The following is a 22,826-nucleotide window of genomic DNA, read 5'->3' as shown; positions in this document are numbered from 1 at the left end:
TGTGGCAGGCTGCAGGTTGCTAGTCCAGATAGTGCCAGGCTACACCCAGGTGCCCGGCCAGGTCTTCCAGCTCGGGACGATTGCGCGGCAGGGCCATCGACAGGCTGGCACCCTGGCTGGCCGCGTCGCGCTGCAGCTCACTGAGCAGGCGACGGGCGACGCCGCGCATGCGGGTCACTTCGCGGACACAGAGATGGCTGACCTGCCAGCGATCCGCTTCACGCAACAGGATGGCGGCACCCAGCAGGCGGGCGTTGAAGCGTGCGCCCACCATGCGGCCATGGGGCAGGTTGTCCTGCAGCAGGGCGTCGGCATCGGCATAGGGGGCCAGCAGCCAGTCCGGCGCGTCGGCGTAGATTTTGTCCAGATCGGTCTGGTCCTGACTGCTGGGCAGTTGAACATGCTCCAGATATACCGGCATGCTGTGCTCCTTTAGTGGCGATGGATTAGGGTTTGCCGATATAATACCGGCTTAAATGATTTGCGGGCGAGGGTTGTGCCCTGTTGACGATGGAGCCAAGAATGACTCAGCGTACTGCTTCTGTGGAGCGTAACACCCTGGAAACCCAGGTTAAGGTCGCCATTAACCTTGATGGTACCGGTGAAGGCAAGTTTGACATGGGCGTGCCCTTCATGGAGCACATGCTTGACCAGATCGCCCGCCATGGCCTGATCGACCTGGACATCCACTGCAAGGGTGACCTGCACATCGACGACCACCACACCGTGGAAGACGTCGGCATTACCCTGGGACAGGCCTTTGCCAGGGCCGTTGGTGACAAGAAGGGCATCACCCGTTATGGCCACTCCTATGTGGTGATGGATGAAGCCATGTCCCGTGTGGCGCTGGACTTCTCCGGTCGTCCGGGCCTGCAGTTCAATGTGCCCTATACCCGTGCTCTGGTTGGCGGTTTTGATGTTGATCTGTTCCAGGAGTTCTTCCAGGGCTTCGTCAACCACGCCCAGGTGACCCTGCACATCGACAACCTGCGTGGCATCAACACCCACCACCAGATCGAGACCGTATTCAAGGCGTTTGGCCGTGCCCTGCGCATGGCGCTGACGCTGGACCCGCGCATGGAAGGCCGCATGCCTTCGACCAAGGGTTCGCTGTAATTTTTTGAGCGCTCGACGATTGCACAATGTCGGGAGCCGGTCTGGCAGGTGTGGAGCAAAGCGTGGGCGACATGGATGTCGCCCTCGAGCCTACAGGGATGTATTTACGGCGACTTTGCGCAACACCTGTCAGACCGGCAAGCACGCAAGCTTTTGATGCGAAATAAACCAAAGCGAAACAACAATGCTGATTATTCCTGCAATTGATTTGAAAGACGGTGCCTGTGTACGTTTGCGCCAGGGCCGCATGGATGATTCCACGGTATTCTCCGATGATCCCGTCAGCATGGCGGCCAAGTGGGTGGAAGGCGGCTGCCGTCGTCTGCATCTGGTTGACCTGAACGGTGCCTTTGAGGGCGAGCCGGTCAACGGTGAAGTGGTTACCGCCATCGCGAAAAAATATCCCGAACTGCCAATCCAGATCGGCGGCGGTATCCGCACCCTGGAAACCATCGAGCACTATGTGCGTGCCGGCGTCAGCTACGTGATCATCGGCACCAAGGCGGTGAAAGAGCCCGAGTTCGTTACCGAGGCCTGCAAGGCATTCCCCGGCAAGGTGATTGTCGGCCTGGATGCAAAGGACGGTTTCGTTGCCACCGACGGCTGGGCTGAAGTCAGCCAGCTGCAGGTCATCGACTTGGCCAGGCGTTTCGAGAATGACGGCGTCAGTGCCATCGTTTACACCGATATCGCAAAAGACGGCATGATGCAGGGCTGCAACGTCGAAGCCACTGCGGCGCTGGCCAATGCCACACGTATCCCGGTGATCGCCTCCGGCGGCATCCATACCATCAAGGATATCCAGGCCCTGCTCGATGCACGAGCGCCGGGCATCATCGGTGCCATCACCGGCCGTGCCATCTACGAAGGCACACTGGATGTGGCAGAAGCACAAGCCTTGTGCGACGGATTCAAATAAAATGAAAGCCCTCGAAAGAGGGCTTTTTTATGTGATGATTTCAGCCGCCCCAAACACCGGTGTGCGACGCAATCATCATTCGCAGCCTGCACGGAATCTGCGCAGCGCTGGGGCATGGGTGAAGCAAACCCTGTGCCGCCATGGATGGCGGCGCGGAGCCTACAGGGACGTACTTGCGGCGTGTTTGCGTAATCCATGCCCCAGCGATGGAGGCCCAGATGTCGGCAACACCAAACTACACCCCACACATGGAGCAACACACCATGAGCAACACCAAACGCATCATCCCCTGCCTGGACATTGAAAACGGCCGTGTGGTCAAGGGCGTCAACTTCGTTGATATCCGTGATGCCGGTGATCCGGTGGAAATCGCCCGTCGCTACAGCGAACAGGGTGCCGACGAGCTGACCTTCCTTGATATCAGTGCCACCAACGAAGGCCGCGACACCACCGTCGAGTTGGTGAAGAAGGTTGCCGACGCCATCAGTATTCCGCTGACGGTCGGCGGCGGCGTGCGCACTGTGACGGATGTGCAGCGCCTGCTGGAAGCGGGTGCCAGCAAGGTATCCATTGGTTCGGCGGCGGTCAGCAACCCCGACTTTGTGCGTGAAGCAGCGGAGAAGTTTGGCAGCAAGACCATTGTTGTCGCCATCGACGTGAAAAAAACCTCGGAGAACGGCTGGGAGGTGTTCATCCACGGCGGCAAGACCAATACCGGCATCGAGGCCATCGGCTGGGCGCAGAAGATGGAAGAGCTGGGTGCCGGCGAGTTGCTGGTCACCAGCATGGACGGCGATGGCACCAAGAACGGCTTTGACCTGGGTGTGACCCGGGCCATCAGTGAGGCGGTGAATGTACCGGTAACGGCGTCCGGCGGTGTCGGCACGCTGGAGCACCTGGCCGACGGCATCATCGAAGGCAAGGCCTCGGCCGTACTGGCGGCCAGCGTATTCCACTTTGGCGAGATCAGCGTACCCGATGCCAAGGCCTACCTGCGCGAGCGCGGCATCAACGTGGCCGGCTGATATCCGGAGACATCCGTGTGCGGGTTCCGGGCTGTGTGCAAAAACAGCCCGGAACCGGATGCATTATTTTTTGCCCAGCACGTTCAGGCCCTTGAGCAGACTCAGGGCCTGGGCGAGCTGATTGTCATTCTGTAGCTGTTCGGCCCGGGCCTTGCGTTCCGGGCTGGCCGGTTGCTGGGTATTGTCCAGATGGCGGGCCAGGTCGGCTTCCTTGATCATGCCGGGCTGGCTTTGTGTGCTCAGCTTGCCACGCTCGACCTGGATATCAGGCTCGATGCCCTGGGCCTGGATGGAACGTCCCGACGGGGTGAAGTACAGGGCGGTGGTCAGCTTGACCCCGTGATCGTCATTGAGTGGCAGAATGGTTTGTACCGAGCCCTTGCCAAAACTGTTGGTGCCCATGATCACTGCGCGCTTGTGGTCCTGCAGGGCGCCGGCAACGATTTCCGATGCCGAGGCACTGCCCCCGTTGATCAGTACCACCAGTGGAATGTGACTGGCGATGCTGATTTGCGGGCCGGCATCGAAGCTCATGTGCGAATTGGGAATGCGGCCTTCGGTATAAACGATCCGGCCCCGACTGAGGAAGTGGTCGGCCACTTCCGCCGCCGCCTGCAGCACGCCGCCGGGGTTGTTGCGCAGGTCCAGCACCAGGCCGGCCAGCGGTTTGCCGTTGTCTTTCTCCAGCTGTTGCAGGGCCTTGCCCACTTCCTTGCCGGTATGGGTCTGGAACTGGCTGATGCGCACCAGTCCGTAGTCGCCATCCAGCAGCTGGCCGCGCACGCTGCGATTCTTGATCACGGCGCGTTTGAGTTTGACGTCAAAGGGAGCCTGGTGCCCGCGGCCGATGGTCAGGGTCACGCTGGTGCCTGGTTTGCCGCGCAGTTTTTCCACAGCCTGCATCAGTGACAGTCCCTTGGTCAGCTGGCCGTCGATTTTCAGGATCAGGTCACCGGCCTCGATGCCTGCGGCAAAAGCCGGGGTGTCGTCAATTGGCGAGATGACGTTGAGCTGGTCGTCTTCCATGCCGACCTCGATACCCAAGCCGCCAAACTCGCCGCTGGTGCTTTCCTGTAGCTCCTGGTAGGACTCGGGGCCGAGGTAGGCCGAGTGCGGGTCCAGGTTGGCCAGCATGCCCTTGATGGCGTTTTCCAGCAGGGTTTTGTCGTCGATCGGCTCGACGTAAGCCATCTTGATGCGCTCCATGACTTCGACAAAGGTGCGCAGCTCGTTGAGTGGCAGGTCCCCCTCGGCGGGTTGCGGGCTGTCCTGGGCCCATAGCAGGCTGCTGAACAGGACAGCCGGGAGCATTTTGACGGCCTGGCGGACAGGCTGGCGGAAAACAGGGCGCATGGGGTGAAACTCCTGGTTCGCGTGAAGGATCGGGTAACTCGGTGCTGCAAGCTGCGTGTTGTCTGGAGGCCGGTGTGTGTCCTGCCCGGGGACATCAGCCCTGGCGCCGGCACCACTGGCCGGGGTCGGTGGCCTGACCCTGCTTGCGGATGGCAAAGTATAGCGCCGATTGCGCCTGTCCGCCTGTATTGCCGACAGTGGCGACCGGCTGGCCGGCCTTGATGCTGTCGCCGGCATTCACCAGCAGGCTCTGGTTGTGGCCGTACAGGCTCAGGTAGCCGTCGTTGTGATCAATGATCACCAGCAGGCCGGAGCCACGCAGCCAATCGGCAAACACCACCCGGCCCGGATGGATGGCGCGTACCTGGTGGCCTTCGGCGGCCTGGATCAGTACGCCATCCCACTTGCTGCGGGTGTCGCTGCGTGGACTGCCGAAGCCGGCCAGCAGGCGGCCGTCAACTGGCCAGGGCAGCTTGCCGCGGGCCTGGGCGAAGTTGCCACCGGGGTGGCTGAACTGGCTGCTGACCTGCGGGCCGCTGGCCGGGCTGGTGCCTGCTGACTGCTGCTGGCGGATGCGGGCCTGGCTCTGCTGCAGGGCCAGCTGGCGCTCCCGTTCGCGGCGCAGGCGCTCTTCTTCAGCCTGGCGGGCCAGCTTTTTCTCGATGGCGGCCAGCAGCTCGTTGAACTTCTTCTGGTCTTGCTGACGGCTGGCCAGTTGTTGCTGGCTGCCCTGTTGTTTCTTGCTTAGCTCGGCCACCTGCTGGCGACGCTGCTGGCGCAGATCGGCCAGCTTTGCCTGCTGTTGCTGCAGTTGCACCTTTTGCTGCTCCAGCTCCTGCTGGTTCTGGTCGATGGCTGCCTGCAGCTCGGTCAGCTGCTGTACCGTGGCCTTGAGCTGGCTGATCTGTTGCTGGCGGGCCTGCTGCAGGTACTGGTAGTAGGTCAGGTTATGGCTGATCAGTGCCGGTTCCTGCTGGTTGAAGAACAGGCGCAGCGGCTCGTGCTGGCCGGCCTGGTAGGCGGCGCGGCTTTGCACGGCAACCAGTTTTTGCTGCTGCTGGCGGCGGCTTTCGAGTTTGCCTTTCTCTAGTTCGAATTCGCGGATTTCCCGCTCATTTTTTTTTTGCTCCGCCTCCAGGGAGCGGATATCTTTTTCCAGGTTGCCGATGTCCTTTTCGGTATCCTGCAACGCCTTTTGTGCAGCGGATTTTTCCGACTGGATCTGCTTGATCAGCTTTTCCAGTTCTGCGATGTCCTGCTGCGCCTTGCGGATATCCTTTTGTGCGTCGCTGCGTTCGTCGGCCAGCAGCAACGGGCTGCTACCGGCCAGCCATGCACCGAGCAACAGAGCGGCACCACGGCGAAGCAGCGGACTGCTCCGGCGTGGCGCAGGTGTCGCACCGGTTCTGTGTGGCAACCGCATCACTTGAACTCGACAATGCTGGTACCGGTCATTTCTGCCGGTACCGGTATGCCCATCAGGGTCAGCAAGGTCGGGGCGACATCAGCGAGGACGCCGCCCTTGCGGATGCAGGCTGCGCGCTCGCCGACATAGATGAAGGGCACCGGCTCGGTGGTGTGGGCGGTGTGCGCCTGGCCGGTGCAGTGGTCGGTCATCTGTTCGCAGTTGCCGTGGTCGGCGGTGATCAGGGCTTCGCCGCCGACCCGCTTGAGCGCACCGGTGATGCGGTCAAGGCATTCGTCCAGGCATTCCACGGCCTTGACGGCAGCCTCGAACACGCCGGTATGGCCGACCATGTCTCCGTTGGCGTAGTTGACGATGATGACGTCGAATTCCTGCTGGTCGATGGCCTCGACGATGCGATCGGTCACTTCGGGGGCGCTCATCTGCGGTTGCAGGTCGTAGGTGGCGACCTTGGGTGAAGGAATCAGCACGCGGGTTTCACCGGGGAAGGGTTCTTCGCGGCCACCGGAGAAGAAGAAGGTGACGTGGGCGTATTTCTCGGTTTCGGCGATGCGCAGCTGGGTCTTGCCCAGCTTGCCCAGGTATTCGCCCAGTACGTTGTCCAGTGTGAAGGGGGCGAAGGCGCAGGGCGCGGCAAAGCTGGCGGCGTACTGGGTCAGCATTACATAGCCGGCCAGTGCGGGTACACGGTCACGCTGGAACTCGCTGAAATCCGGCTCGATGAACGGGCGGGTGATTTCGCGCGCGCGGTCGGCGCGGAAGTTCATGAAGATCAGCGCGTCGCCGTCCTGCATCGGTGCGGGCTTGCCGATCACGGTTGCCTTGACGAATTCGTCGTTCTCGTCACGGGCATAAGCGGCGGCCAGTCCTGCGCTGGCGCTGGCGGCAGTGAACAGTCCTTGTGCATCGACCAGCAGCTTCCACGCCTGTTCGACCCGGTCCCAGCGGTTGTCTCGGTCCATGGCAAAGTAGCGACCGATCAGCGAGGCGATGCGGCCGGTGCCGGCTTCGGCAAAGACACCCTCGATGAACTCGATAAAACCCTGGGCACTGCGCGGCGGCGTGTCACGACCGTCAAGGAAAGCGTGCAGGTAGACCTCTTTGGCACCGCGTTGCGCTGCCAGTTTGATCATCGCGGCAATGTGGTCCTGGTGGCTGTGGACGCCACCGTCGGACAGCAGGCCCATCAGGTGCACGGCCTTGCCGGCGGCGACGGCCTTGTCCACCGCTGCAACCAGCGCCGGATTGCTGAAAAACTCGCCATCATCGATGGCCTTGGTGATGCGGGTGAAGTCCTGATACACCACGCGGCCGGCACCCAGGTTCATGTGGCCCACTTCCGAGTTACCCATCTGGCCGTCGGGCAGGCCGACATCCATGCCGCTGCCGGAAATCAGACCATGCGGGTACTGCTGGCGCAAAGCGTCATAGACCGGAGTATTGGCATGGAAAATGGCGTTGTTATCGGCGTCTTCACGATGGCCAAATCCATCCAGAATGACCAGAACAACAGGCTTGGGGGCTTGGGGCATGACGTACACTCTCGCGTGGATGCTTTCTGAACGCTGCATTTTACCCTGAACCATGGCGTTCGTCATGACTGGCTGCATGGCGAGCGGAAAGCGCCGGAAGCAACGGGTGGGCTGCTGCGTGGGAAATTGCAGGCCTGCTGTGGCGCAGGCAGGAGCGCGAGGCCGGCAATTCGTGTATAATCGCCCGATTTTAACCCACCGGAAACGAGTCCCGAGAATGGATAGGCTGATTGAATTTGTTGGTAACCATTATCTGCTGAGCAGCGCCTTTGTGGTGCTGGCCATTGCACTGCTGCTGTATGAGACACGCCGTTCGGGCAAATCGCTCAGTTCGCGCGAGCTGACCAGCCTGGTCAATGCCGATCAGGCGATCGTGCTGGACATTCGCCAGGGCAAGGACTTCTCCGCCGGACATATTGTCGATTCGGTCAACATTCCCCGTGACAAGCTGGCCGCTCGCATCGGCGAGCTGGACAGGTTCCGGGACAAGACCATTGTCGTGGTCTGTGATTCGGGCATGACTGCCGGCCCGGCCTGTACCCAGCTGAGGGAGGCCGGTTTTACTGCGGCACGCCTGTCCGGTGGCATCAACGGCTGGCGCGGCGACAATTTACCAACGGTCAAGGCAAAATGAACACCATCGTCATATATTGCAGCAACTGGTGCCCGTACTGCATTCGTGCCAAGCAGCTGTTGGACAGCAAGGGCGCGGTTTACGAGGAAGTCAGCGTGGATGGCAAGCCGGATGTGCGTGCCGCCATGGCGCAAAAGGCGGGCCGCACTTCGGTACCGCAAATCTGGATCGGTGAGCAGCACGTAGGGGGCTGTGACGACCTGTTCGCCCTTGAGCGGGCAGGCAAGCTGGACGCTTTGCTGGCCTGACCGGCCAGTCTCAGTCATCACTTTCTAAAAGGATTCAACATGAGCGAACAAAATCAGAACGGCGTTGCTGCAGAGCAGGAACAGGGCTCACAGTTTTCCCTGCAGCGTATTTACATCAAGGACCTGTCGTTCGAGGTGCCGAAAAGCCCGGAAGTATTCCGCAAGGAATGGGCCCCCAAGATCGAAATGCAGCTGAGCACCGGCCATAGCCACCTTGAAGGCGATTTCTATGAAGTGGGCCTGGGCATTACCGTAACGGCACGGATCGAGGACGAAGTGGCGTTTATCGCCGAAGTCGAGCAGGCCGGCATTTTCCTGATCCAGGGTCTGGATGAGGCTTCCCTGGGCCATGCCCTGGGTTCGTTTGCGCCCAGCCTGTTGTTCCCTTATGCGCGGGAAACGCTGGACGGCATGGTGGTGAAGGGCTCCTTCCCGGCACTGATGCTGGCCCCGGTCAACTTTGATGCCATCTATGCACAAGAGTTGCAACGTCGTCAGGCGGCGGCAACAGATAATAGCGGACAGGAATGACCCTGCATCCACGCGGACAGTTTCAGTCATCAAGGGGGTGAAAATGGACAGAATCAATGTGCTGGTTGTTGATGATGCATCTTTTATCCGTGATCTGATAAAGAAATGTCTGCGTGGAACCTTCCCGGGCATCGGTATCGAGGAAGCGTCACATGGCCGCAAGGCGCAGCAGCTGCTGTCGGGCCAGACTTTCGACCTGGTGCTGTGTGACTGGGAGATGCCGGAGATGTCCGGGCTGGAACTGCTGGTGTGGTTCCGGGAACAGGCACAGCATGCCGGCACGCCATTCATCATGGTGACCAGCCGGGGCGACAAGGAAAATGTCATTCAGGCCATACAGGCGGGCGTATCCGACTATGTCGGCAAGCCCTTTACCGGTGAACAGCTGGTCACCAAGGTAAAAAAGGCCCTGGCCGGCAGCGGACGACTGGCCGCACTGCAAAATGCGGCAGCTCCCACCCTGAGTACGGGCACTGGCGGCGACTCGCTGGCCGTGCTGACCGGAGGCGGCAAGGCGAGGGCGGAAGCGCCCCGGCCCAGAGTGGCGGTACCGGCTGCCGCACCTGCCCAGCCGGCCCGAAAAGCGGCTTCTTCTCCTGCTCCGGCCGTCACGCAGTCACGCGGCCAGGCCGTGTTGCGTCTGCCCGGGGCGGAGTTACCGTGCGCCATCAAGGCGATCAGCCTGAAAGAGATGGTGGTGCTGGTCAAGCGTGGCGAGGTCTTGCCCCAGATCCTGTCCAGTGTGGTGGTTGATCTGGAACAGGGCGACCAGACCAGTGAAGTGGCCCGCCTAAATGCCTATGTGCATGCCCTGAGTGCTGTTGAAAACGGCGGAGAGATCCAGTGGGTACAGGTGCAATGCCGCTTTGTCGACCGTGATCCGCAGAAGCTGGACTATATTTCACGCCTGATTGCCCGCGGCACAACACAAAGGCATTTCACACCGGGTGCCTAGCGTTTTTCCGGTTTTGCATGGCGTGCACGCATCTGCGCAAGAATATCCGCTGCGCGTGTGCAAATGAATTCGCACATGCGGGTCGAATGCCGTGCAGGCGGCCGTCATGCACACGCAATTGAGTGTCAAACCAGCAAATAATCCACCACTACGCCGGCAAAGATGATCAGCCCGGCCCAGTGGTTGTGCAGGAATGCCTTGAAGCAGATTAGCGCTTCGCGACTGCGGGTCACATGGAATTCCCACAGGTAGCAGGCCAGGGCCCCGGCCAGTCCCAGTTTGAAGCCCATGCCCAGCTCGAAGTGATTGCCGGCCAGCCACAGGCAGAACAGCGAGGCCAGCTGTAGGCTGAGGTTGATGACCCGGTCGGCATCGCCAAACAGGATTGCGGTTGATTTGACACCGATTTTCAGGTCATCCTCGCGGTCGGCCATGGCGTAGTAGGTGTCATAGGCAATGGTCCACAGCAGGTTGGCGATGTACAGCAGCCAGATTTCGGCAGGCAGACTGTTGGTCTCGGCACTGTAGGCCAGCAGCAAACCGCAGGAATAGGCCGCTCCCAGTGCCAGCTGCGGATAGTAGGTATAGCGTTTGGTGAACGGGTAGATGAAGGCCAGCGCCACCGCCATGAACGACAGGTAGATGGTCAGGGCGTTGGTCAGCAGTACCAGGCCAAAACTCAGTGCAATCAGGAGGGCAAAGCAGATCAGCGCCTCCTTTGGCTTGACGCGTCCGCTGGCCAGTGGCCGGTTTTTCGTACGCCAGACATGGCCGTCGATCTTGCGATCGGCAAAATCGTTGATGCAGCAGCCGGCCGAACGCATCAGGATGGTGCCGGCAACAAAGATGATGATGTTCTTCAGCGACGGGCTGCCTTCGCCGGCAATCCACAGCGCAACCAGTGTCGGCCACAGCAACAGGTAGATGCCGATCGGGCGATCCAGGCGCATCAGCTGGATGAAGTCGAAGGCGCGCGGATGAATCCGGTTCAGGGAGCGCAGCAGTGTCTCGTACATGTCAGTTGGCTACCCCGGCAGGAGCGGGTTGGGCAAGACGTTGCCAGAAGGCCGGCAGAAAGGCTTCGGCAACCAGGATCTTCAGGTCTTTGCGGGTAAAGCAGGAGCGGCGGGCCCACAGGGGGGCAGGGCCGCTGTTGTCAGTGCGCAGTGCCGCCGGCCATGCGTTTGCCGGCAGGCTGCATAATTCGAAAGCTCCGCGCACAAAAGCCTGGTCGGAGAACAGCAGCTCGCCAAGAGACCTGCTGCCCAGGCTGGCCAGGTCAAAACCGTTGCTGTCCAGGGCGTTGCGGCTGGCCACGCTGCGGGCATAGACCCAGGGCTGGTGTTGTCCGCACAGGAAAACCTCGCGTACCCAGCCCAGTGTTCCCGATGGCTCGCCAAGGGCGCGGCACTCGTCTTCGCGCAGCTGTTGCCAGCCCTGCTGTACCGGTTGTACATCAAACAGGTCATCACTGAGTTGCCTGAGCAGGCAGGTCAGCGAGCCCTCGCTCAGCAGCCACTCCCTGAGCAGGGGGGATTCGGGCGGGTTGGAGTGCCAGTCCGGTACGGTATGCAGGGGTGGTGCCACGATGATCAGCCTGTTGTTTGAAACCGGCTCATCTTAGCATGCTTTGAAAAATCAGCCCAAAGCCGGCACCGAAATCATTGTCAGGGTGACTCACGAGTCGGTCTTTTTTGTTGTTTGGCAAGGATTTGCCGGTTAGTGTGCCTGTTGTGAGCAACCGGCAAGCCGGTGCTCCGGTATACAGACGGCAATGGCGGGCGCGTGAGGCGTGCCGGATTGTGGCTCTGGCGCATGAATAACAACTATAAGATTGTGGGTGATTCAGTGACTAAAATACTTTATCCGGCTATTGGCCTGATGAACCGGTTGAGTTTCGCCGTCAAATTCAGTTTGATCAGCTTGCTTTTTGTCGTGCCGCTGTTGGTGACCAATGGTTATCTGGTGCGCGGCTCGCTGGAACAGATCCGGCAAACCGAACTGGAGCGGCAGGGGCTGCACAGCCTTGGCAGCATGTTGCAGGGGCTGGCCGAGGTGCGCCAGCTGGCTGACCTGCTGCATATCAATGCCCAGCTGGCCCAGGGGGGAACCCGTTCCCGGCTCGGTGAGCATCTGGAGCAGCAACAGGCGCGGGTGAGCGGGTTGCTGGCCGGGCTGGAGCCTGCCAGTACCGACCCGGCCATGCGGCAGGAATTCATTGACGGCAAAGAACAGCTGCTCGATCTGCTTCGGGAGTTGCAGGAGGATGACCGGCTGCAGGGGCGCAGCGCGGCTGCAGACCGGCTGCTGGCCCAGCTGCAACTGTTCCTGCGACAACAGGCCAGCCATAGCGGCTTGAGCCAGGATGCATTGGTGCAGGTGCGTTCACTGGTCGAACTGGTGACGGCCGTGACGCAAAATATCAGTGGGCATGTGGCACAGGCGCGAACCATGGCGAGCCTGGCCATGGCCCGGAGTTTTATCGACTCCGCCGCCAGTGCCCGGCTGGATGACCTGCTGCTGGTACTGGAAAAGCTTGAAGCCGATTTTCGTCTGCAGCTGGCCGCAACCGCTTTGCCGGTGGCGCTGAAGCCGGGTGCTGACAGCAGTCTGGCCGGCCTGGGACAGGTACGGGAATGGCTGGAAGAAGAAATCATCATGGCCGACAGCCTGGAAGAGGACTGGTGGCAAACCTTTGAACAGGGCAACCGCTGGCTGGAACTGATCGCCGGGTTTGAACAGCAGGTGCTTGAAGAGCTGGACATTATCCTGACCACCCGCTTGCAGGACAACCGCCGGCAAATGTATGGCCTGACTGCGGTCCTGGTGGTGGTGTTCCTGCTGATTGCCTATCTGTACAGCGGGTTTTATGTGTCGGTGCGCAACTCGGTCAATCATTTGCGCAAGGTCATGGCAACAGTGGCCGCTGGCGACATGCTGGCGGAGGCGCGAGTGAGCAGCCGTGATGAACTGGGCGAGCTGGGTGAAGGGCTGAACCATACCATCGGGCAAATCAGGCAGTTGTTGCGCCAGGTGGCGGATGCGGTCAACGAGGTGGAAGGGCAGTCGGCCACGGTCGAGCGGATCGCCAGTGGCAGTCATGAGGTGGTCAGCCGGCAGTTGCAGCAGCTGGAGCTGATGGTCACGGCGATGAACCAGATGACGGCCAGTGCAGCCGAGGTTGCTGATGGCGCGGGCATGGCGGTCAGTGCGGCCAGTGAGGTCAACGCCCAGACACGCCAGGGCCAGCAGCTGGTGCAGGAGCAGGCGGCGGGCATCCACCGCCTGGCTGGCGAGATCGGGCGTTCGGCTACGGCAGTGGACAGCTTGGCACAGGACAGTCAGGCCATCAGTCAGGTTCTGGACGTGATTGCCGGTATTGCCGGGCAAACCAACCTGCTGGCACTGAATGCCGCGATTGAAGCGGCCCGTGCCGGTGAGGCCGGACGGGGCTTTGCGGTGGTGGCGGATGAGGTGCGCGGCCTGGCCGGGCGCACCCGTGAGGCAACCGGAGAAATTGAAAAAATGATTGAGCGCTTGCAGGCCGGTGTGGCCGACGCGGTGGCGGCCATGCAGAGCAGCCACGCCGGTGCTGATGCGTCGGTGCAGCAGGCGCAAGCGGTTGAAGCCGGGTTGTCAGCCATCCTGCAGGCGGCTGACCAGATTGTTGGACAAAGCCGGAGCATTGCTGCTGCGGTTGACGAGCAAACCCGGGTAGCGCATGAGATCGATCGTAATGTGGTGGCGATCCGGGATGATGGCGAGCAGGCCGCAGAAGGAGCCGGAAGGGCGGCACAGGCCAGCCAGGCGATGGCCGGGCTGGCCAGCCGGCTGAATACCCTGCTGACCGCGTTCAGGATCTGATGCGTGCTGGCAGGCTGAACATGTTTTGGTCACAACTGAAGGTGGAGTGAATATGCGTAAAGCGGAACTGGTAGCCGCAGTGGCGGCGACAACGGGGCTGGGCAGGACTCAGGCCGGGCATGTGTTGAATATAGTGCTGGATGAAATCATGTTCGCCCTGGAGCGTGGCGAGACGGTAAGCCTGCCGGGATTTGGCAGCTTTTCCCGGCGCCATCGTGCCGGCCGTACCGGCAGGAACCCGCAGACAGGCGAAGAGATGCAGATTGCTGCCGGCTATGCTGTCGTGTTCAGGCCCGGCAAGCAGTTGAAGGATGCAGTGGTGCAGGATTAGTCGAAAGTCCGGGGGTGTTTCATGCTCCGGCATTGTTGCCGGCCCCGCGCGCGGGATGACTGCATTTTTGGTCGTTTTCCGGAGAGGGCATTGCTTGGCAGGCCATTGAGCGGAAACGGTTTTTCAGGTTTTTTGATCGGTAAAGTAGAGGAGGAAATGACCCAATGAAATTTCGCATGTTGCTGTGGCTGCTGGGCCGCATGCTGGGCAAGGCCAGCAAGACCAATCCTGAGCTGCAAAAGCAGCTGCAAGACAAGGAGCTGGGCTTTAGCCTGTTGACGCTGGACGGCAAGGTGGCACGCAGTTTCCATGTGGCTGGCCAGCGTATTTCCAGTGTTTCGGGCACAATCGACAATCCGGCCTTCACCATGGGCTTTAGGGATGCAGCCTATGCCTACCAGGTGATGACGGCCAAGAACAAGCAGCTGGCCTTCATGCAGGGCATCCAGGACAAGAACATCAGGATTGAGGGTAATCCGGCCCTGGTGATGTGGTTCCAGGGCCTGTTCAAATACATCGTGCCGAAAAAGAAAAAGCCTAAGAGTTGAGCTGGGTACGGTACTGCAGCGCTTCAGCCAGGTGATTGCGGCGGATATCTGTAATGCCCTCCATGTCGGCCAGCGTGCGGGCCACCTTGAGGATGCGGTGGCTGGCGCGCAGTGACAGCTGCAGGCGCTCGCACGCCTGCTCCAGCCAGAGCCGGTCCGCGTCGCCGAGCGGGCAGTGGCGATGCAGGTTGTCCAGGTCCAGCTGGCTGTTGCAACAGCCCTGCCTTTGTTGCTGGTACCGGCGTGCAGCCATGACCTGTTCACGAGCCTGCTCGCTGCTCAGCCCCTGACCGGTGACTTGCCGCAGCGAAGTGGGCTCGCGTGCCACACTGACATGCAGGTCGATGCGGTCGAGCAACGGGCCGGACAGCTTGGTGCGATAGCGCAGTACCATCTCGGGAGTGCAATTGCAGCGCCCGCTCTGGTCACCCAGATAACCGCAGGGGCAGGGGTTCATGGCCGCCACCAGCTGGAAGCGGGCCGGAAACTGCAAACGGCCGGCCGCCCGGGAAATCACGATGACACCGGACTCCAGCGGTTCGCGCAGTACCTCCAGGACCTTGCGGTCAAACTCCGGCAACTCGTCAAGAAACAGCACGCCATGGTGCGCCAGGGTGATTTCACCGGGTTGCGGGCGGCTGCCGCCGCCGACCAGTGCCGGCCCGGAGGCGCTGTGGTGGGGCTGGCGGAAAGGCCGCCCCGGCCAGTGCTGTAATGGCTGGCTGCTGGTGACCGATTGTACGGCGGCCACTTCAAGGGCTTCGGCATGACTCAGGGGTGGCAACAGCCCGGGCAGACGGCTGGCGAGCAGTGTCTTGCCGGTACCGGGCGGGCCGCTGAGCAGCAGGTTGTGCTGGCCGGCGGCAGCAACCAGCAGCGCGCGCTTGGCGGCCAGCTGCCCCTGTACCTGGTTCAGGTCAGGATGTGCCGGCGGGTCGGTATCAAGCCCTTGCGAACGCCAGGGCACCAGTGGGACGCGCTCATTGAGGTGGTCGACCAGCTGCTGCAGGTGCTCGATGGCGTACAGGGTCAGACCGGGTACCAGGGCAGCTTCTTCGGCATTGGCCGCCGGCACCACCAGCGCGTGGCCGGCTTTGCGTGCGGCCAGTGCCGCCGGCAGGATGCCCCTGACCGGCCGTACATGGCCGGACAGCCCCAGCTCGCCGAGCAATTCCAGTTGCAGCAGTGAATGGGCTGGTACCTGACTGCTGGCAGCCAGCAGTGCCGTGGCGATGGCCAAGTCAAAACGTCCGCCATCCTTGGGCAGGTCGGCCGGGGCCAGGCTGAGGGTGATGCGCTTTTGCGGAAAGCTCAGGTTGCTGTTGATGATGGCGCTGCGCACCCGGTCCTTGCTTTCGCGCACGGCCGTTTCCGGCAGACCGACCAGGCTGAGGGACGGGAGTCCGTTGGACAGGTGGACTTCGACACGCACCAGCGGCGCATCCAGACCCAGCTGGGCACGGCTGTTGATGACGGCAAGGGACATATGGCTTCCTCCTTGAAGCGGTTGGCATGGAGCTGATCCGTCAGCCTCTGCAGGCCGGACACCATGCCGGAAGGGTTTTGCGCAGCATGACCTGCGCAAGGCTGTTATTCCTGCTGTTCCGGCCCGGCCAGCTGTTGTTCCAGTTCCTGCACCCGGCTTTCCAGTGCCTCCAGGCGCTGGCGTGTACGTTGCAGCACCAGCATCTGGCCATCAAATTCGTCACGGCTGACGAGGTCCAGCTTGCCCAGTGCGTTTTGCAGCAGGTGCTTGAGCTGCTTTTCCAGCTCGTGATGGGGCAGGTTGCCTTCGTTGGCCAGCAAGTGCGAGGCACGTGAGGCCAGGGATTCAAGCAGTGATTTGGCGGCAAGCATGCTTAGCTCCGGTTGGGTATGTGCTGCAGTTTAGCATGATGCGGATGCTTTTCCAGAGCCTGTCCGTGCTGAATGCAAACAGGACTATCCATGGCACCGAAAACTTTGCTTAAATAGGCAGCGCTGCACCATGCAGCACCATGCGGACCCGGTTCCTGTGCCGTTGCCAACCTGACAATCGCTGCCAGACCGGCCGCATTCCGGCATGACACCCGGCTTGTTGCCCGTGTTGCCCGGTTTTTGTTGATTCATTATTTCACCTGCGGGAGCCTGGAATGAAACTTGTCACTGCGATTATCAAACCCTTCAAGCTGGACGATGTGCGCGAGGCCTTGTCGGAAATAGGTGTACAGGGCATTACCGTAACCGAGGTCAAGGGCTTCGGTCGCCAGAAAGGCCATACCGAGCTGTATCGTGGTGCCGAGTATGTGGTGGATTTCCTGCCCAAGGTGAAGATCGAGGTGGCGATTGCCGACGGCCTGCTTGATCGTGTCATTGAGTCCATCAGCAAGGCAGCCAATACCGGCAAGATCGGTGATGGCAAGATTTTTGTCACCGCGCTTGAGCAGATTGTGCGTATTCGTACCGGAGAGACCGGCAGCGACGCCATCTGATTTATCGCCCGTACCTTGCATTTCGAAAACGCCTGCCATGCCGGGCGTTTTTTGTATCCGCGAGCTGGTCATGGTCATCGCGCCGGGTTATTGAAACAGTCTAATGCCCGCTGGTAGGGGCATAGCGAAAATGTATCATTGCGGCCATGGCCATTTTTGTTTCTGGGCACTAAAATGCGCGCCCTGAACCAGCTTTGAAGGCGGAAAATAGTGGCCGCCGGGCCGACTGCACACCTGCTGCGGCTGACCGGCAGGGCAAGTACCGCGTGAAAATTTTATGCAAACCGGGGTAATGCATGTTTGAAGATGATATTGAAGACGAAGAACTGGACGGCGAAGAGTCTGCCGACCTGGACATCGATGAGGCTGATGAGGAGTTTTCCGCGGCCGAGGATGGCGCGCTGGACGTAGACGCGCCGGACGCCACCGAGGATGAGGGTGAGGCCCCGGTACGCAGCAAGGCCAAGGCGTCTGCCGTTGAAGAGGACTTGCCGTCTGTGGAAGCCAAGCGCAAGGAGCGTGATGCTCTGGCCGAAGCCATGGCCGCATATCTGGCGCGTGGCGGCAAGATCCAGTCAGTCGAGGGTAGCGAGGACTGAACCCTTGCCCGCCCTTGGGCGGGCGCTCAATCAGTCCTGGCCGGTTGCGCTGCCAGCTTGTATTGACTGGTAGCGGTCGGCCAGCTCAAGGCGTATCTTGCGTCTTTCCAGGGCGTTGCGATGGCGGCGCTTCTGGTCCGAGGTCTTGAGATCGAGCTCGGGAACCTCGACCGGGCGGCCATTGTCATCAACCGCCACCATGGTGAAAAAGCAGCTGTTGGTATGGCGCACGGATTTTTCCCGGATGTTTTCAGTAATCACCTTGATGCCGATTTCCATCGAGGTGCGACCGGCATAGTTGACCGAGGCCAGAAAAGTCACCAGTTCGCCTACATGGACAGGCTGGCGAAAAGTGACCTGGTCGACCGACAGGGTGACCACGTAGCTGCCGGCGTAACGGCTGGCACAGGCATAGGCCACCTGGTCCAGGTATTTGAGGATGGTGCCGCCGTGAACGTTACCGGAAAAATTGGCCTGGTCCGGTGTCATCAGTACCGTCATTGACAGCCGGGATGAATCAAGCTCCATAACACTGTGCCCCTTATGGTTATTGTTGGCAAAAACGAGCGCTCTTTATACCTTGGTCGTAGGCTTGCTGCAAGCGGGCTGCGGGTGATGACAGGGTGGCGGAAGGGGCGTGGCGCTCAGCCGGCATTTTCCAGCCAGTAATCCCGCGCCCAGTGCCAGACCGACTCCCATTCGTCTTCCAGGTAGTCATTCTCACTGACAGACCAGAGCACTACCAGGCCATCGGGCTCCACGGCAAAGTAGAGTCTGTCTTCCTGGCACAGCGGTACCAGGTGGCGCGGCAGGCCCAGATCCCAGGCGGTGGCGGCCACTTCGGGCAGGTAGGTATGGCTGTGCGGGTCGCTGGCGGTGACCGGCTCCAGATGGCCGTAGACCACGTCACTGACTTCCAGCAGGAACTCGCGCAGCTCGTGGGGCAGGTGGATCAGGATCTGCTCCTGTACATCCAGCAGGTCGTCATCGGTGGGCAGCTCCAGCGGTACCGGTACCGGCTGGTTGTGTTCGCGCAGCAGTTCGATTACATCTTCCATGGAATTGCCTCGGGCAAAGCAAAACACCGCCGGGTGGCGGTGTTTTGTGGTCATTGTTGATCAGGCGTTCTGGCGGATGCCGGCAATCAGCCATGGCTGGTTATCGCCGTGCTTGCGCTCCATGCGCCAGCTTTCGCTGAAGGCCTCGCCCTGGTCAAAGCGGGAGGACTTGCTGATGCCGCTGAAGGACAGGGTGGCCACGGTGTAGTCGCCCAGCTCCTCGATGCCGTCCAGCTGCACATCCAGGTTATCGATGTAGGTGGACTGGTAGCCGTCGCCCAGCTCGGCGCGTTCGCGCTGCAGGAAGCCGAGCATTTCAGGGGTGACATATTCTGCCACCTTGTCCATCTCGTTGGCATCCCAGTGCTGCTGCAATTGGTTGAAGTGATCGCGGGCGGCAGTGAGGAAGCTGTCGGCATTGAACCAGGCCGGGGCCTGCATCACCGGTGCCGCGCTGGCCGCCGGGGCGGAACTGCCAAAACCGCCAAACGGATTGTTGCCGGCGGGCATGTCACGCTGCATGGGTGCTCCGGCTGGCATTGGCTGCATCTGTGGGCGGCGGCGGGCTGCCAGCAACTTGAACAGCAGGAAAGCGATACCGGCAAAGATCAGGATATCCATGATTTGCAGGCCTTCAAAGCCGTCGCCAAACAGCATGGACGCGAGCAGGCCGCCGGCAGCCAGACCGGCCAGCGGGCCGAGCCAGCGTGATGCGCCACTGGTGGCGGCGGCCGGCTTGCCGGCATTTTGGCCCTGCTGTGCCGCAGGTTGCTGCTGTTGGCGCTGCTGGGGCTTGGCTTGCTGGTGTTTGGGCGCGGAACCGAAGGATTTGCCACCACCGAAGCGACGGGCTTCGGCGTCGAAACTGAAAGTCAGGCCGATGAACAGGGCCAGGGTTATGCTGAGAAAACGCTGCATGGCATAGCCTCTTGAGTCTTGTTGGAAAATGACCGGTCATCTTGCCTAAAAAACGGGCCTGACGCCAGCATTGATATGTTTTTTTGCCGGCAGAGACTGGCCCGGTGTTGTTAGCGGTCGATCCGGGCGGATTCGACCCAGAACAGCTCGCAAGCGCAAGCGCCGGTGTCGTTGCGTGTCATGGCGGCGGATCCTCGATAGCCGGGTGGTCAGTGCTCCCTGGGGAATTTATAGGCATCGCCCGGCGTATTGTCGGTGTTGCCCTTGCGCAGGTCACGGTACACGGCAGCGCGCATCAGCATCATCGACACCACCGGCGCGGTGAGGATGACAAAGCCGGTAATCAGCAGCTCGTGCACGATTGGCCGTTGCAGCGCCACGCTGCTGTAGAGCATCGAGGCAATCAGGAAACAGCCGGTGCCAACGGTGATGTACACCGCCGGGCCGTGAATGCGCTGATAGAAGTTGGGCAACCGCAGCAGGCCCAGCGCGCCGGTCAGGGTAATCAGCCCGCCCAGCACCAGCAGCAGGCTGACCGGCACCGCCAGCCACAGCGACATGTCGTGCATGCCGGACATCATGGAGTTGCTCATTCAATCACCTCGCCACGCATCAGGAATTTGGCCAGCGCAATCGACGACACAAAGCCGGTCAGGGCAATCAGCAGTGCCGCCTCGAAATAGACGGTGCTGGCAAAGCCGATGCCCAGCAGCAAAATGAACAGCATTGCCGCCATCCATAATGAATCCAGCGCCAGAATCCGGTCCTGGGCGGTGGGGCCGCGCAGCAGGCGGATGACGCAAAATACCATCGCCAGCAGCACACACAGCTGGGCAAAGCCCAGCGCCAGCGTCAACAGCTGCACGCTCATGCTGTCTCCTGTTCAAAAATCTCGATCAGCGGTTGCTCCAGCTTGCCCTTGATCATGTCGATCCACCACTGGGTGTCGTGCAGGTCAAACACGTGCAGCGCCAGATCATGGCTGTCGGGAATGATTTCCACCCAGACCGTGCCCGGCGTGGAGTTGATGATGCAGGCCAGAATCGCCAGCCCGTGCGGGTCACGTAAATCCAGCGGAATGCGGATGAACTTCGAGTTCAGGCCCTTTTTGCTGAACAGGATCAGCATGCACACGTTGAAACTGGAGCGCAGGATTTCCACCAGCGAATAAAACAGCAGGCGGATCGCCACCAGTGGCCGCGATACCCGCACCGGCGTCGGGCGCAACGGTGCTACCAGCAGCGGCACTGCCACCGCCAGCAAACCGCCAAACAGGACATGCACCGGCGCCAGGCTCTGGTTCAGCATCAGCCACAGCAACCAGAGCGCCAGTGACATCAGCGGGGTGGGCAACCAGCGTTTCATGGCGCGTTCTCCGTGGTGACCGGCCGGGTCGACAGCACCCGTTCGATATACAGCTGCGGCTCATGCAGGGCGCTGGCGGTGCGATCCATATAGCTGCTGGCCGGCCCGGCGGCAATGCTCAGCGCAATGCAGGCCAGCAGCAGGCCGGAGGCAGGTAGCGCCTCGGACGGATGCAGGCGTGGCGGCTGCATGTCCGGATTGGACCAGAACACCCGTACGCCAAAGCGCATCAGCGAGATGATGGCTGCCAGCCCGGAAACCACCACCAGCGCAATCAGGCCCAGCGTCAGGGCGCTGATGGCACCGGCATTGAGCAGGGCGTGAAACAGGCTGAACTTGGCGACAAAGCCCGACAGCGGCGGCAGGCCGGTGATGATCAGCACGCAGGCCATGAAGGACAGGCCCAGAAACGCCGTGGCGGCGGGAATTGCCACTCCGGCGGAGTCGTCCGGGGCGTCGTCGATGTCGAAGGCTTCCATGGTGATGGCCAGCATTTCCACGCTGGGGTTGCGCACCCGCCCGATCAGGTCGAGCAGCAGCATGAAGGCGGCCACCGCCAGCGTCGAGCTGGCCAGATAGAACAGCGCCGCACCCACCACGGCAGTGCCGCCATAGCCGATTACCGCCAACAGCGTGCCGGAGGAAATGATCGCGCAGAAGCCGGCCATGCGTCCCGGTTCCTGGCTGCCCAGCAAGCCCAGGGTGCCAAAGGCCAGTGTCAGCAGACCGCCGGCCACCAGCGCGCTGCCCGACAGGGCTGCCCAACTGTCCTGCTGCTCGGCAAACACCAGCAGCCACAGGCGCACGATCACATAGATGCCGACCTTGGTCATCAGCACCAGCATCGCCGCCACCGGCGGTGCGGCAGCGGCATAGGTGGTCGGCAGCCAGAAGCCCAGTGGCCACATGGCGCTTTTGGTCAGAAAGGCAATCGCCAGCACAGCCGCGCCGGTTTCCAGCAACAGCCGTTGGCCGTCATCCAGCGTGGCGGCACGCACCGCCAGATCGGCCATGTTCAGCGTGCCGCAGGCGGCATAGATCAGCGCCACGCCAATCAGGAAGAACGATGAAGCCACCAGGTTGATGACCACATACTGCATGCTGGCGCGCACCCGGCCCGGTTGCAGGCCGAGCAGCAACAGGCCGTAAGAGGCGGCCAGCATGATCTCGAAGAACACGAACAGGTTGAACAGGTCTCCGGTCAGGAACGAGCCGTTGATGCCGGCCAGCAAAAACTGGAACAACGAATGAAAGTGCACGCCGGCCCGGCTCCAGCGGCGCAGCGAATACAGCAGCGCCGCAGTGGCGATCAGCGCGGCCAGCAACAGCATCAGCGCGGCCAGCCGGTCCACCACCATCGTGATGCCAAATGGAGCCACCCAGTTGCCGGCCAGATACACGCCGACCCCGTCGGGCCAGACGTCATGGTCGGTCAGCCAGTAAAGTGTTAGCGCCAGTACCAGCAACGCCAGCGTGCCGCCCAGATTGAGGGCGAACTTCAGCGTCGGGCGGCCACCAAGCAATACCAGTACCGCGCCGAGCAACAGCGGCAGCAGCACTGGCAGCATGATCAACAGGTCAAGGGTAGTGCTCATGCGCTGGGCTCCCTGCCATCCACGTGGTCGGTACCGCTCAGCCCGCGCGAGGTCAGCAGCAGCACCAGATAGAGCGCGGTGGTAGCAAAACCGATGACAATTGCCGTCAGCACCAGCGCCTGGGTGACCGGATCGGCAAACAGGTTGGTGTCGGTGCCGGCCTGCAGCGCCAGTGGCGGCTGGTTAACCGACAGCCGGCCCATGATGAAGATGAACAGGTTGACGGCATAGGAGATCAGCAGCAGGCCGATGATCACCTGAAAGGTGCGCGGCCGCAGGATCAGCCAGACGCCGGACGCAAACAACACGCCAATGGACAGGGCGATGACAGCTTCCAT

General features: G+C 61.3%; 28 protein-coding genes. 12 read left to right on the top strand and 16 right to left on the bottom strand.

What is annotated here, in order from left to right; translation table 11 throughout:
- Window positions 1–19: 19 nt before the first annotated feature.
- Window positions 20–421, bottom strand: a complete 402-nt coding sequence (locus AR306_RS07930) for an acetyl-CoA sensor PanZ family protein (protein ID WP_101497042.1) — start codon at window positions 419–421, stop codon at window positions 20–22.
- 101 nt (window positions 422–522) lie between these two features.
- On the opposite strand from AR306_RS07930, the gene hisB reads away from it, so the two are divergent.
- The 3 genes from hisB to hisF all read left to right on the top strand — a co-directional run bounded on the left by hisB (window position 523) and on the right by hisF (window position 3,060).
- A complete protein-coding gene (hisB, locus tag AR306_RS07925) occupies window positions 523–1,116 on the top strand; it encodes an imidazoleglycerol-phosphate dehydratase HisB (protein ID WP_101497041.1) in 594 nt (197 codons plus the stop codon).
- A 184-nt stretch (window positions 1,117–1,300) separates the two neighbouring features.
- Complete coding sequence (hisA, locus tag AR306_RS07920; RefSeq protein ID WP_101497040.1) at window positions 1,301–2,035, top strand: 1-(5-phosphoribosyl)-5-[(5-phosphoribosylamino)methylideneamino]imidazole-4-carboxamide isomerase; 735 nt, start codon at window positions 1,301–1,303, stop codon at window positions 2,033–2,035.
- A gap of 263 nt (window positions 2,036–2,298) precedes the next feature.
- The gene (gene hisF / locus AR306_RS07915; protein WP_101497039.1) at window positions 2,299–3,060 is read left to right on the top strand and encodes an imidazole glycerol phosphate synthase subunit HisF; all 762 of its coding nucleotides are present in this window, start codon (window positions 2,299–2,301) and stop codon (window positions 3,058–3,060) included.
- A gap of 63 nt (window positions 3,061–3,123) precedes the next feature.
- On the opposite strand, the gene AR306_RS07910 is transcribed toward hisF, so the two are convergent.
- From AR306_RS07910 to gpmI, 3 genes are all read right to left on the bottom strand, one after another.
- Complete coding sequence (locus AR306_RS07910) at window positions 3,124–4,371, bottom strand: S41 family peptidase (protein ID WP_407071198.1); 1,248 nt, start codon at window positions 4,369–4,371, stop codon at window positions 3,124–3,126.
- A gap of 136 nt (window positions 4,372–4,507) precedes the next feature.
- Window positions 4,508–5,782 (bottom strand): murein hydrolase activator EnvC family protein, encoded by a 1,275-nt coding sequence (locus tag AR306_RS07905; protein ID WP_407071197.1) that lies wholly within the window; start codon window positions 5,780–5,782, stop codon window positions 4,508–4,510.
- 53 nt (window positions 5,783–5,835) lie between these two features.
- Entirely contained in the window at window positions 5,836–7,371 is a 1,536-nt protein-coding gene (gene gpmI / locus AR306_RS07900; RefSeq protein WP_166627871.1) for a 2,3-bisphosphoglycerate-independent phosphoglycerate mutase, read from the bottom strand.
- 217 nt (window positions 7,372–7,588) lie between these two features.
- Here gpmI and AR306_RS07895 point away from each other — a divergent pair, with 217 nt between their 5' ends.
- The 4 genes from AR306_RS07895 to AR306_RS07880 are packed head-to-tail and all read left to right on the top strand — an operon-like array spanning window position 7,589 to window position 9,739.
- Window positions 7,589–8,005 (top strand): rhodanese-like domain-containing protein, encoded by a 417-nt coding sequence (locus tag AR306_RS07895; protein ID WP_101497036.1) that lies wholly within the window; start codon window positions 7,589–7,591, stop codon window positions 8,003–8,005.
- Window positions 8,002–8,253 (top strand): glutaredoxin 3, encoded by a 252-nt coding sequence (grxC, locus tag AR306_RS07890; protein WP_101497035.1) that lies wholly within the window; start codon window positions 8,002–8,004, stop codon window positions 8,251–8,253. Before AR306_RS07895 ends, grxC begins: the two co-directional genes overlap by 4 nt.
- A gap of 39 nt (window positions 8,254–8,292) precedes the next feature.
- Window positions 8,293–8,784 (top strand): protein-export chaperone SecB, encoded by a 492-nt coding sequence (gene secB, locus AR306_RS07885; RefSeq protein WP_101497034.1) that lies wholly within the window; start codon window positions 8,293–8,295, stop codon window positions 8,782–8,784.
- A 43-nt stretch (window positions 8,785–8,827) separates the two neighbouring features.
- Window positions 8,828–9,739: a response regulator gene (locus AR306_RS07880; protein WP_101497033.1), complete on the top strand. Its 912-nt coding sequence runs from the start codon at window positions 8,828–8,830 to the stop codon at window positions 9,737–9,739.
- A 125-nt stretch (window positions 9,740–9,864) separates the two neighbouring features.
- Here the strand turns inward: AR306_RS07880 and ubiA are convergent, their stop codons facing one another.
- Together ubiA and AR306_RS07870 are read right to left on the bottom strand one after the other, a co-directional pair.
- Window positions 9,865–10,755, bottom strand: a complete 891-nt coding sequence (ubiA, locus tag AR306_RS07875) for a 4-hydroxybenzoate octaprenyltransferase (RefSeq protein ID WP_101497032.1) — start codon at window positions 10,753–10,755, stop codon at window positions 9,865–9,867.
- A gap of 1 nt (window position 10,756) precedes the next feature.
- Window positions 10,757–11,335 (bottom strand): chorismate--pyruvate lyase family protein, encoded by a 579-nt coding sequence (locus AR306_RS07870; RefSeq protein ID WP_407071196.1) that lies wholly within the window; start codon window positions 11,333–11,335, stop codon window positions 10,757–10,759.
- Window positions 11,336–11,587: 252 nt separating this feature from the next.
- Between AR306_RS07870 and AR306_RS07865 the strand changes: the two genes are divergently transcribed.
- The 3 genes from AR306_RS07865 (at window position 11,588) to AR306_RS07855 (ending at window position 14,482) form a co-directional block, all read left to right on the top strand.
- On the top strand, window positions 11,588–13,603 hold the full coding sequence (locus AR306_RS07865) for a methyl-accepting chemotaxis protein (RefSeq protein ID WP_166627872.1): 2,016 nt from the start codon (window positions 11,588–11,590) through the stop codon (window positions 13,601–13,603).
- A gap of 52 nt (window positions 13,604–13,655) precedes the next feature.
- The gene (locus tag AR306_RS07860) at window positions 13,656–13,934 is read left to right on the top strand and encodes an HU family DNA-binding protein (RefSeq protein WP_101497029.1); all 279 of its coding nucleotides are present in this window, start codon (window positions 13,656–13,658) and stop codon (window positions 13,932–13,934) included.
- A gap of 164 nt (window positions 13,935–14,098) precedes the next feature.
- Window positions 14,099–14,482 (top strand): SCP2 sterol-binding domain-containing protein, encoded by a 384-nt coding sequence (locus tag AR306_RS07855; RefSeq protein WP_101497028.1) that lies wholly within the window; start codon window positions 14,099–14,101, stop codon window positions 14,480–14,482.
- Here AR306_RS07855 and AR306_RS07850 read toward each other — a convergent pair.
- Both AR306_RS07850 and AR306_RS07845 read right to left on the bottom strand, forming a co-directional pair.
- Entirely contained in the window at window positions 14,472–15,968 is a 1,497-nt protein-coding gene (locus AR306_RS07850; protein ID WP_101497027.1) for a YifB family Mg chelatase-like AAA ATPase, read from the bottom strand. The genes AR306_RS07855 and AR306_RS07850 overlap by 11 nt on opposite strands.
- Window positions 15,969–16,072: 104 nt before the next feature.
- A complete protein-coding gene (locus AR306_RS07845; protein ID WP_101497026.1) occupies window positions 16,073–16,339 on the bottom strand; it encodes an accessory factor UbiK family protein in 267 nt (88 codons plus the stop codon).
- Window positions 16,340–16,614: 275 nt separating this feature from the next.
- On the opposite strand from AR306_RS07845, the gene glnK reads away from it, so the two are divergent.
- Together glnK and AR306_RS07835 are read left to right on the top strand one after the other, a co-directional pair.
- Window positions 16,615–16,953 carry a P-II family nitrogen regulator gene (gene glnK, locus AR306_RS07840; RefSeq protein WP_101497025.1) on the top strand — a complete coding sequence of 113 codons (339 nt, stop codon included), beginning with the start codon at window positions 16,615–16,617 and terminating at the stop codon, window positions 16,951–16,953.
- A gap of 296 nt (window positions 16,954–17,249) precedes the next feature.
- Window positions 17,250–17,552 carry a hypothetical protein gene (locus AR306_RS07835; protein WP_101497024.1) on the top strand — a complete coding sequence of 101 codons (303 nt, stop codon included), beginning with the start codon at window positions 17,250–17,252 and terminating at the stop codon, window positions 17,550–17,552.
- Window positions 17,553–17,582: 30 nt separating this feature from the next.
- On the opposite strand, the gene AR306_RS07830 is transcribed toward AR306_RS07835, so the two are convergent.
- The 8 genes from AR306_RS07830 to AR306_RS07795 form a co-directional block, all read right to left on the bottom strand.
- Entirely contained in the window at window positions 17,583–18,080 is a 498-nt protein-coding gene (locus AR306_RS07830; protein WP_101497023.1) for an acyl-CoA thioesterase, read from the bottom strand.
- 116 nt (window positions 18,081–18,196) lie between these two features.
- Window positions 18,197–18,610: an SMI1/KNR4 family protein gene (locus AR306_RS07825; protein ID WP_101497022.1), complete on the bottom strand. Its 414-nt coding sequence runs from the start codon at window positions 18,608–18,610 to the stop codon at window positions 18,197–18,199.
- 60 nt (window positions 18,611–18,670) lie between these two features.
- Window positions 18,671–19,528, bottom strand: coding sequence for a Tim44 domain-containing protein (locus AR306_RS07820; RefSeq protein ID WP_101497021.1), 858 nt, complete (start codon window positions 19,526–19,528; stop codon window positions 18,671–18,673).
- Window positions 19,529–19,737: 209 nt separating this feature from the next.
- Window positions 19,738–20,121 (bottom strand): monovalent cation/H(+) antiporter subunit G, encoded by a 384-nt coding sequence (mnhG, locus tag AR306_RS07815; protein WP_206167984.1) that lies wholly within the window; start codon window positions 20,119–20,121, stop codon window positions 19,738–19,740.
- Window positions 20,118–20,399 (bottom strand): K+/H+ antiporter subunit F, encoded by a 282-nt coding sequence (locus tag AR306_RS07810; RefSeq protein ID WP_101497020.1) that lies wholly within the window; start codon window positions 20,397–20,399, stop codon window positions 20,118–20,120. The genes mnhG and AR306_RS07810 overlap by 4 nt, the downstream gene beginning before the upstream one ends.
- Window positions 20,396–20,893 (bottom strand): Na+/H+ antiporter subunit E, encoded by a 498-nt coding sequence (locus AR306_RS07805; RefSeq protein ID WP_101497019.1) that lies wholly within the window; start codon window positions 20,891–20,893, stop codon window positions 20,396–20,398. The genes AR306_RS07810 and AR306_RS07805 overlap by 4 nt, the downstream gene beginning before the upstream one ends.
- Window positions 20,890–22,488: a monovalent cation/H+ antiporter subunit D gene (locus tag AR306_RS07800; RefSeq protein WP_101497018.1), complete on the bottom strand. Its 1,599-nt coding sequence runs from the start codon at window positions 22,486–22,488 to the stop codon at window positions 20,890–20,892. The genes AR306_RS07805 and AR306_RS07800 overlap by 4 nt, the downstream gene beginning before the upstream one ends.
- A complete protein-coding gene (locus AR306_RS07795; protein ID WP_101497017.1) occupies window positions 22,485–22,826 on the bottom strand; it encodes a Na+/H+ antiporter subunit C in 342 nt (113 codons plus the stop codon). The genes AR306_RS07800 and AR306_RS07795 overlap by 4 nt, the downstream gene beginning before the upstream one ends.

Source organism: Thiopseudomonas denitrificans (assembly GCF_002866065.1).
Lineage (GTDB): Bacteria > Pseudomonadota > Gammaproteobacteria > Pseudomonadales > Pseudomonadaceae > Thiopseudomonas > Thiopseudomonas denitrificans.
Note: the sequence above shows the minus strand (reverse complement) of the source record. Positions and strands in the feature narration are given on the sequence as shown.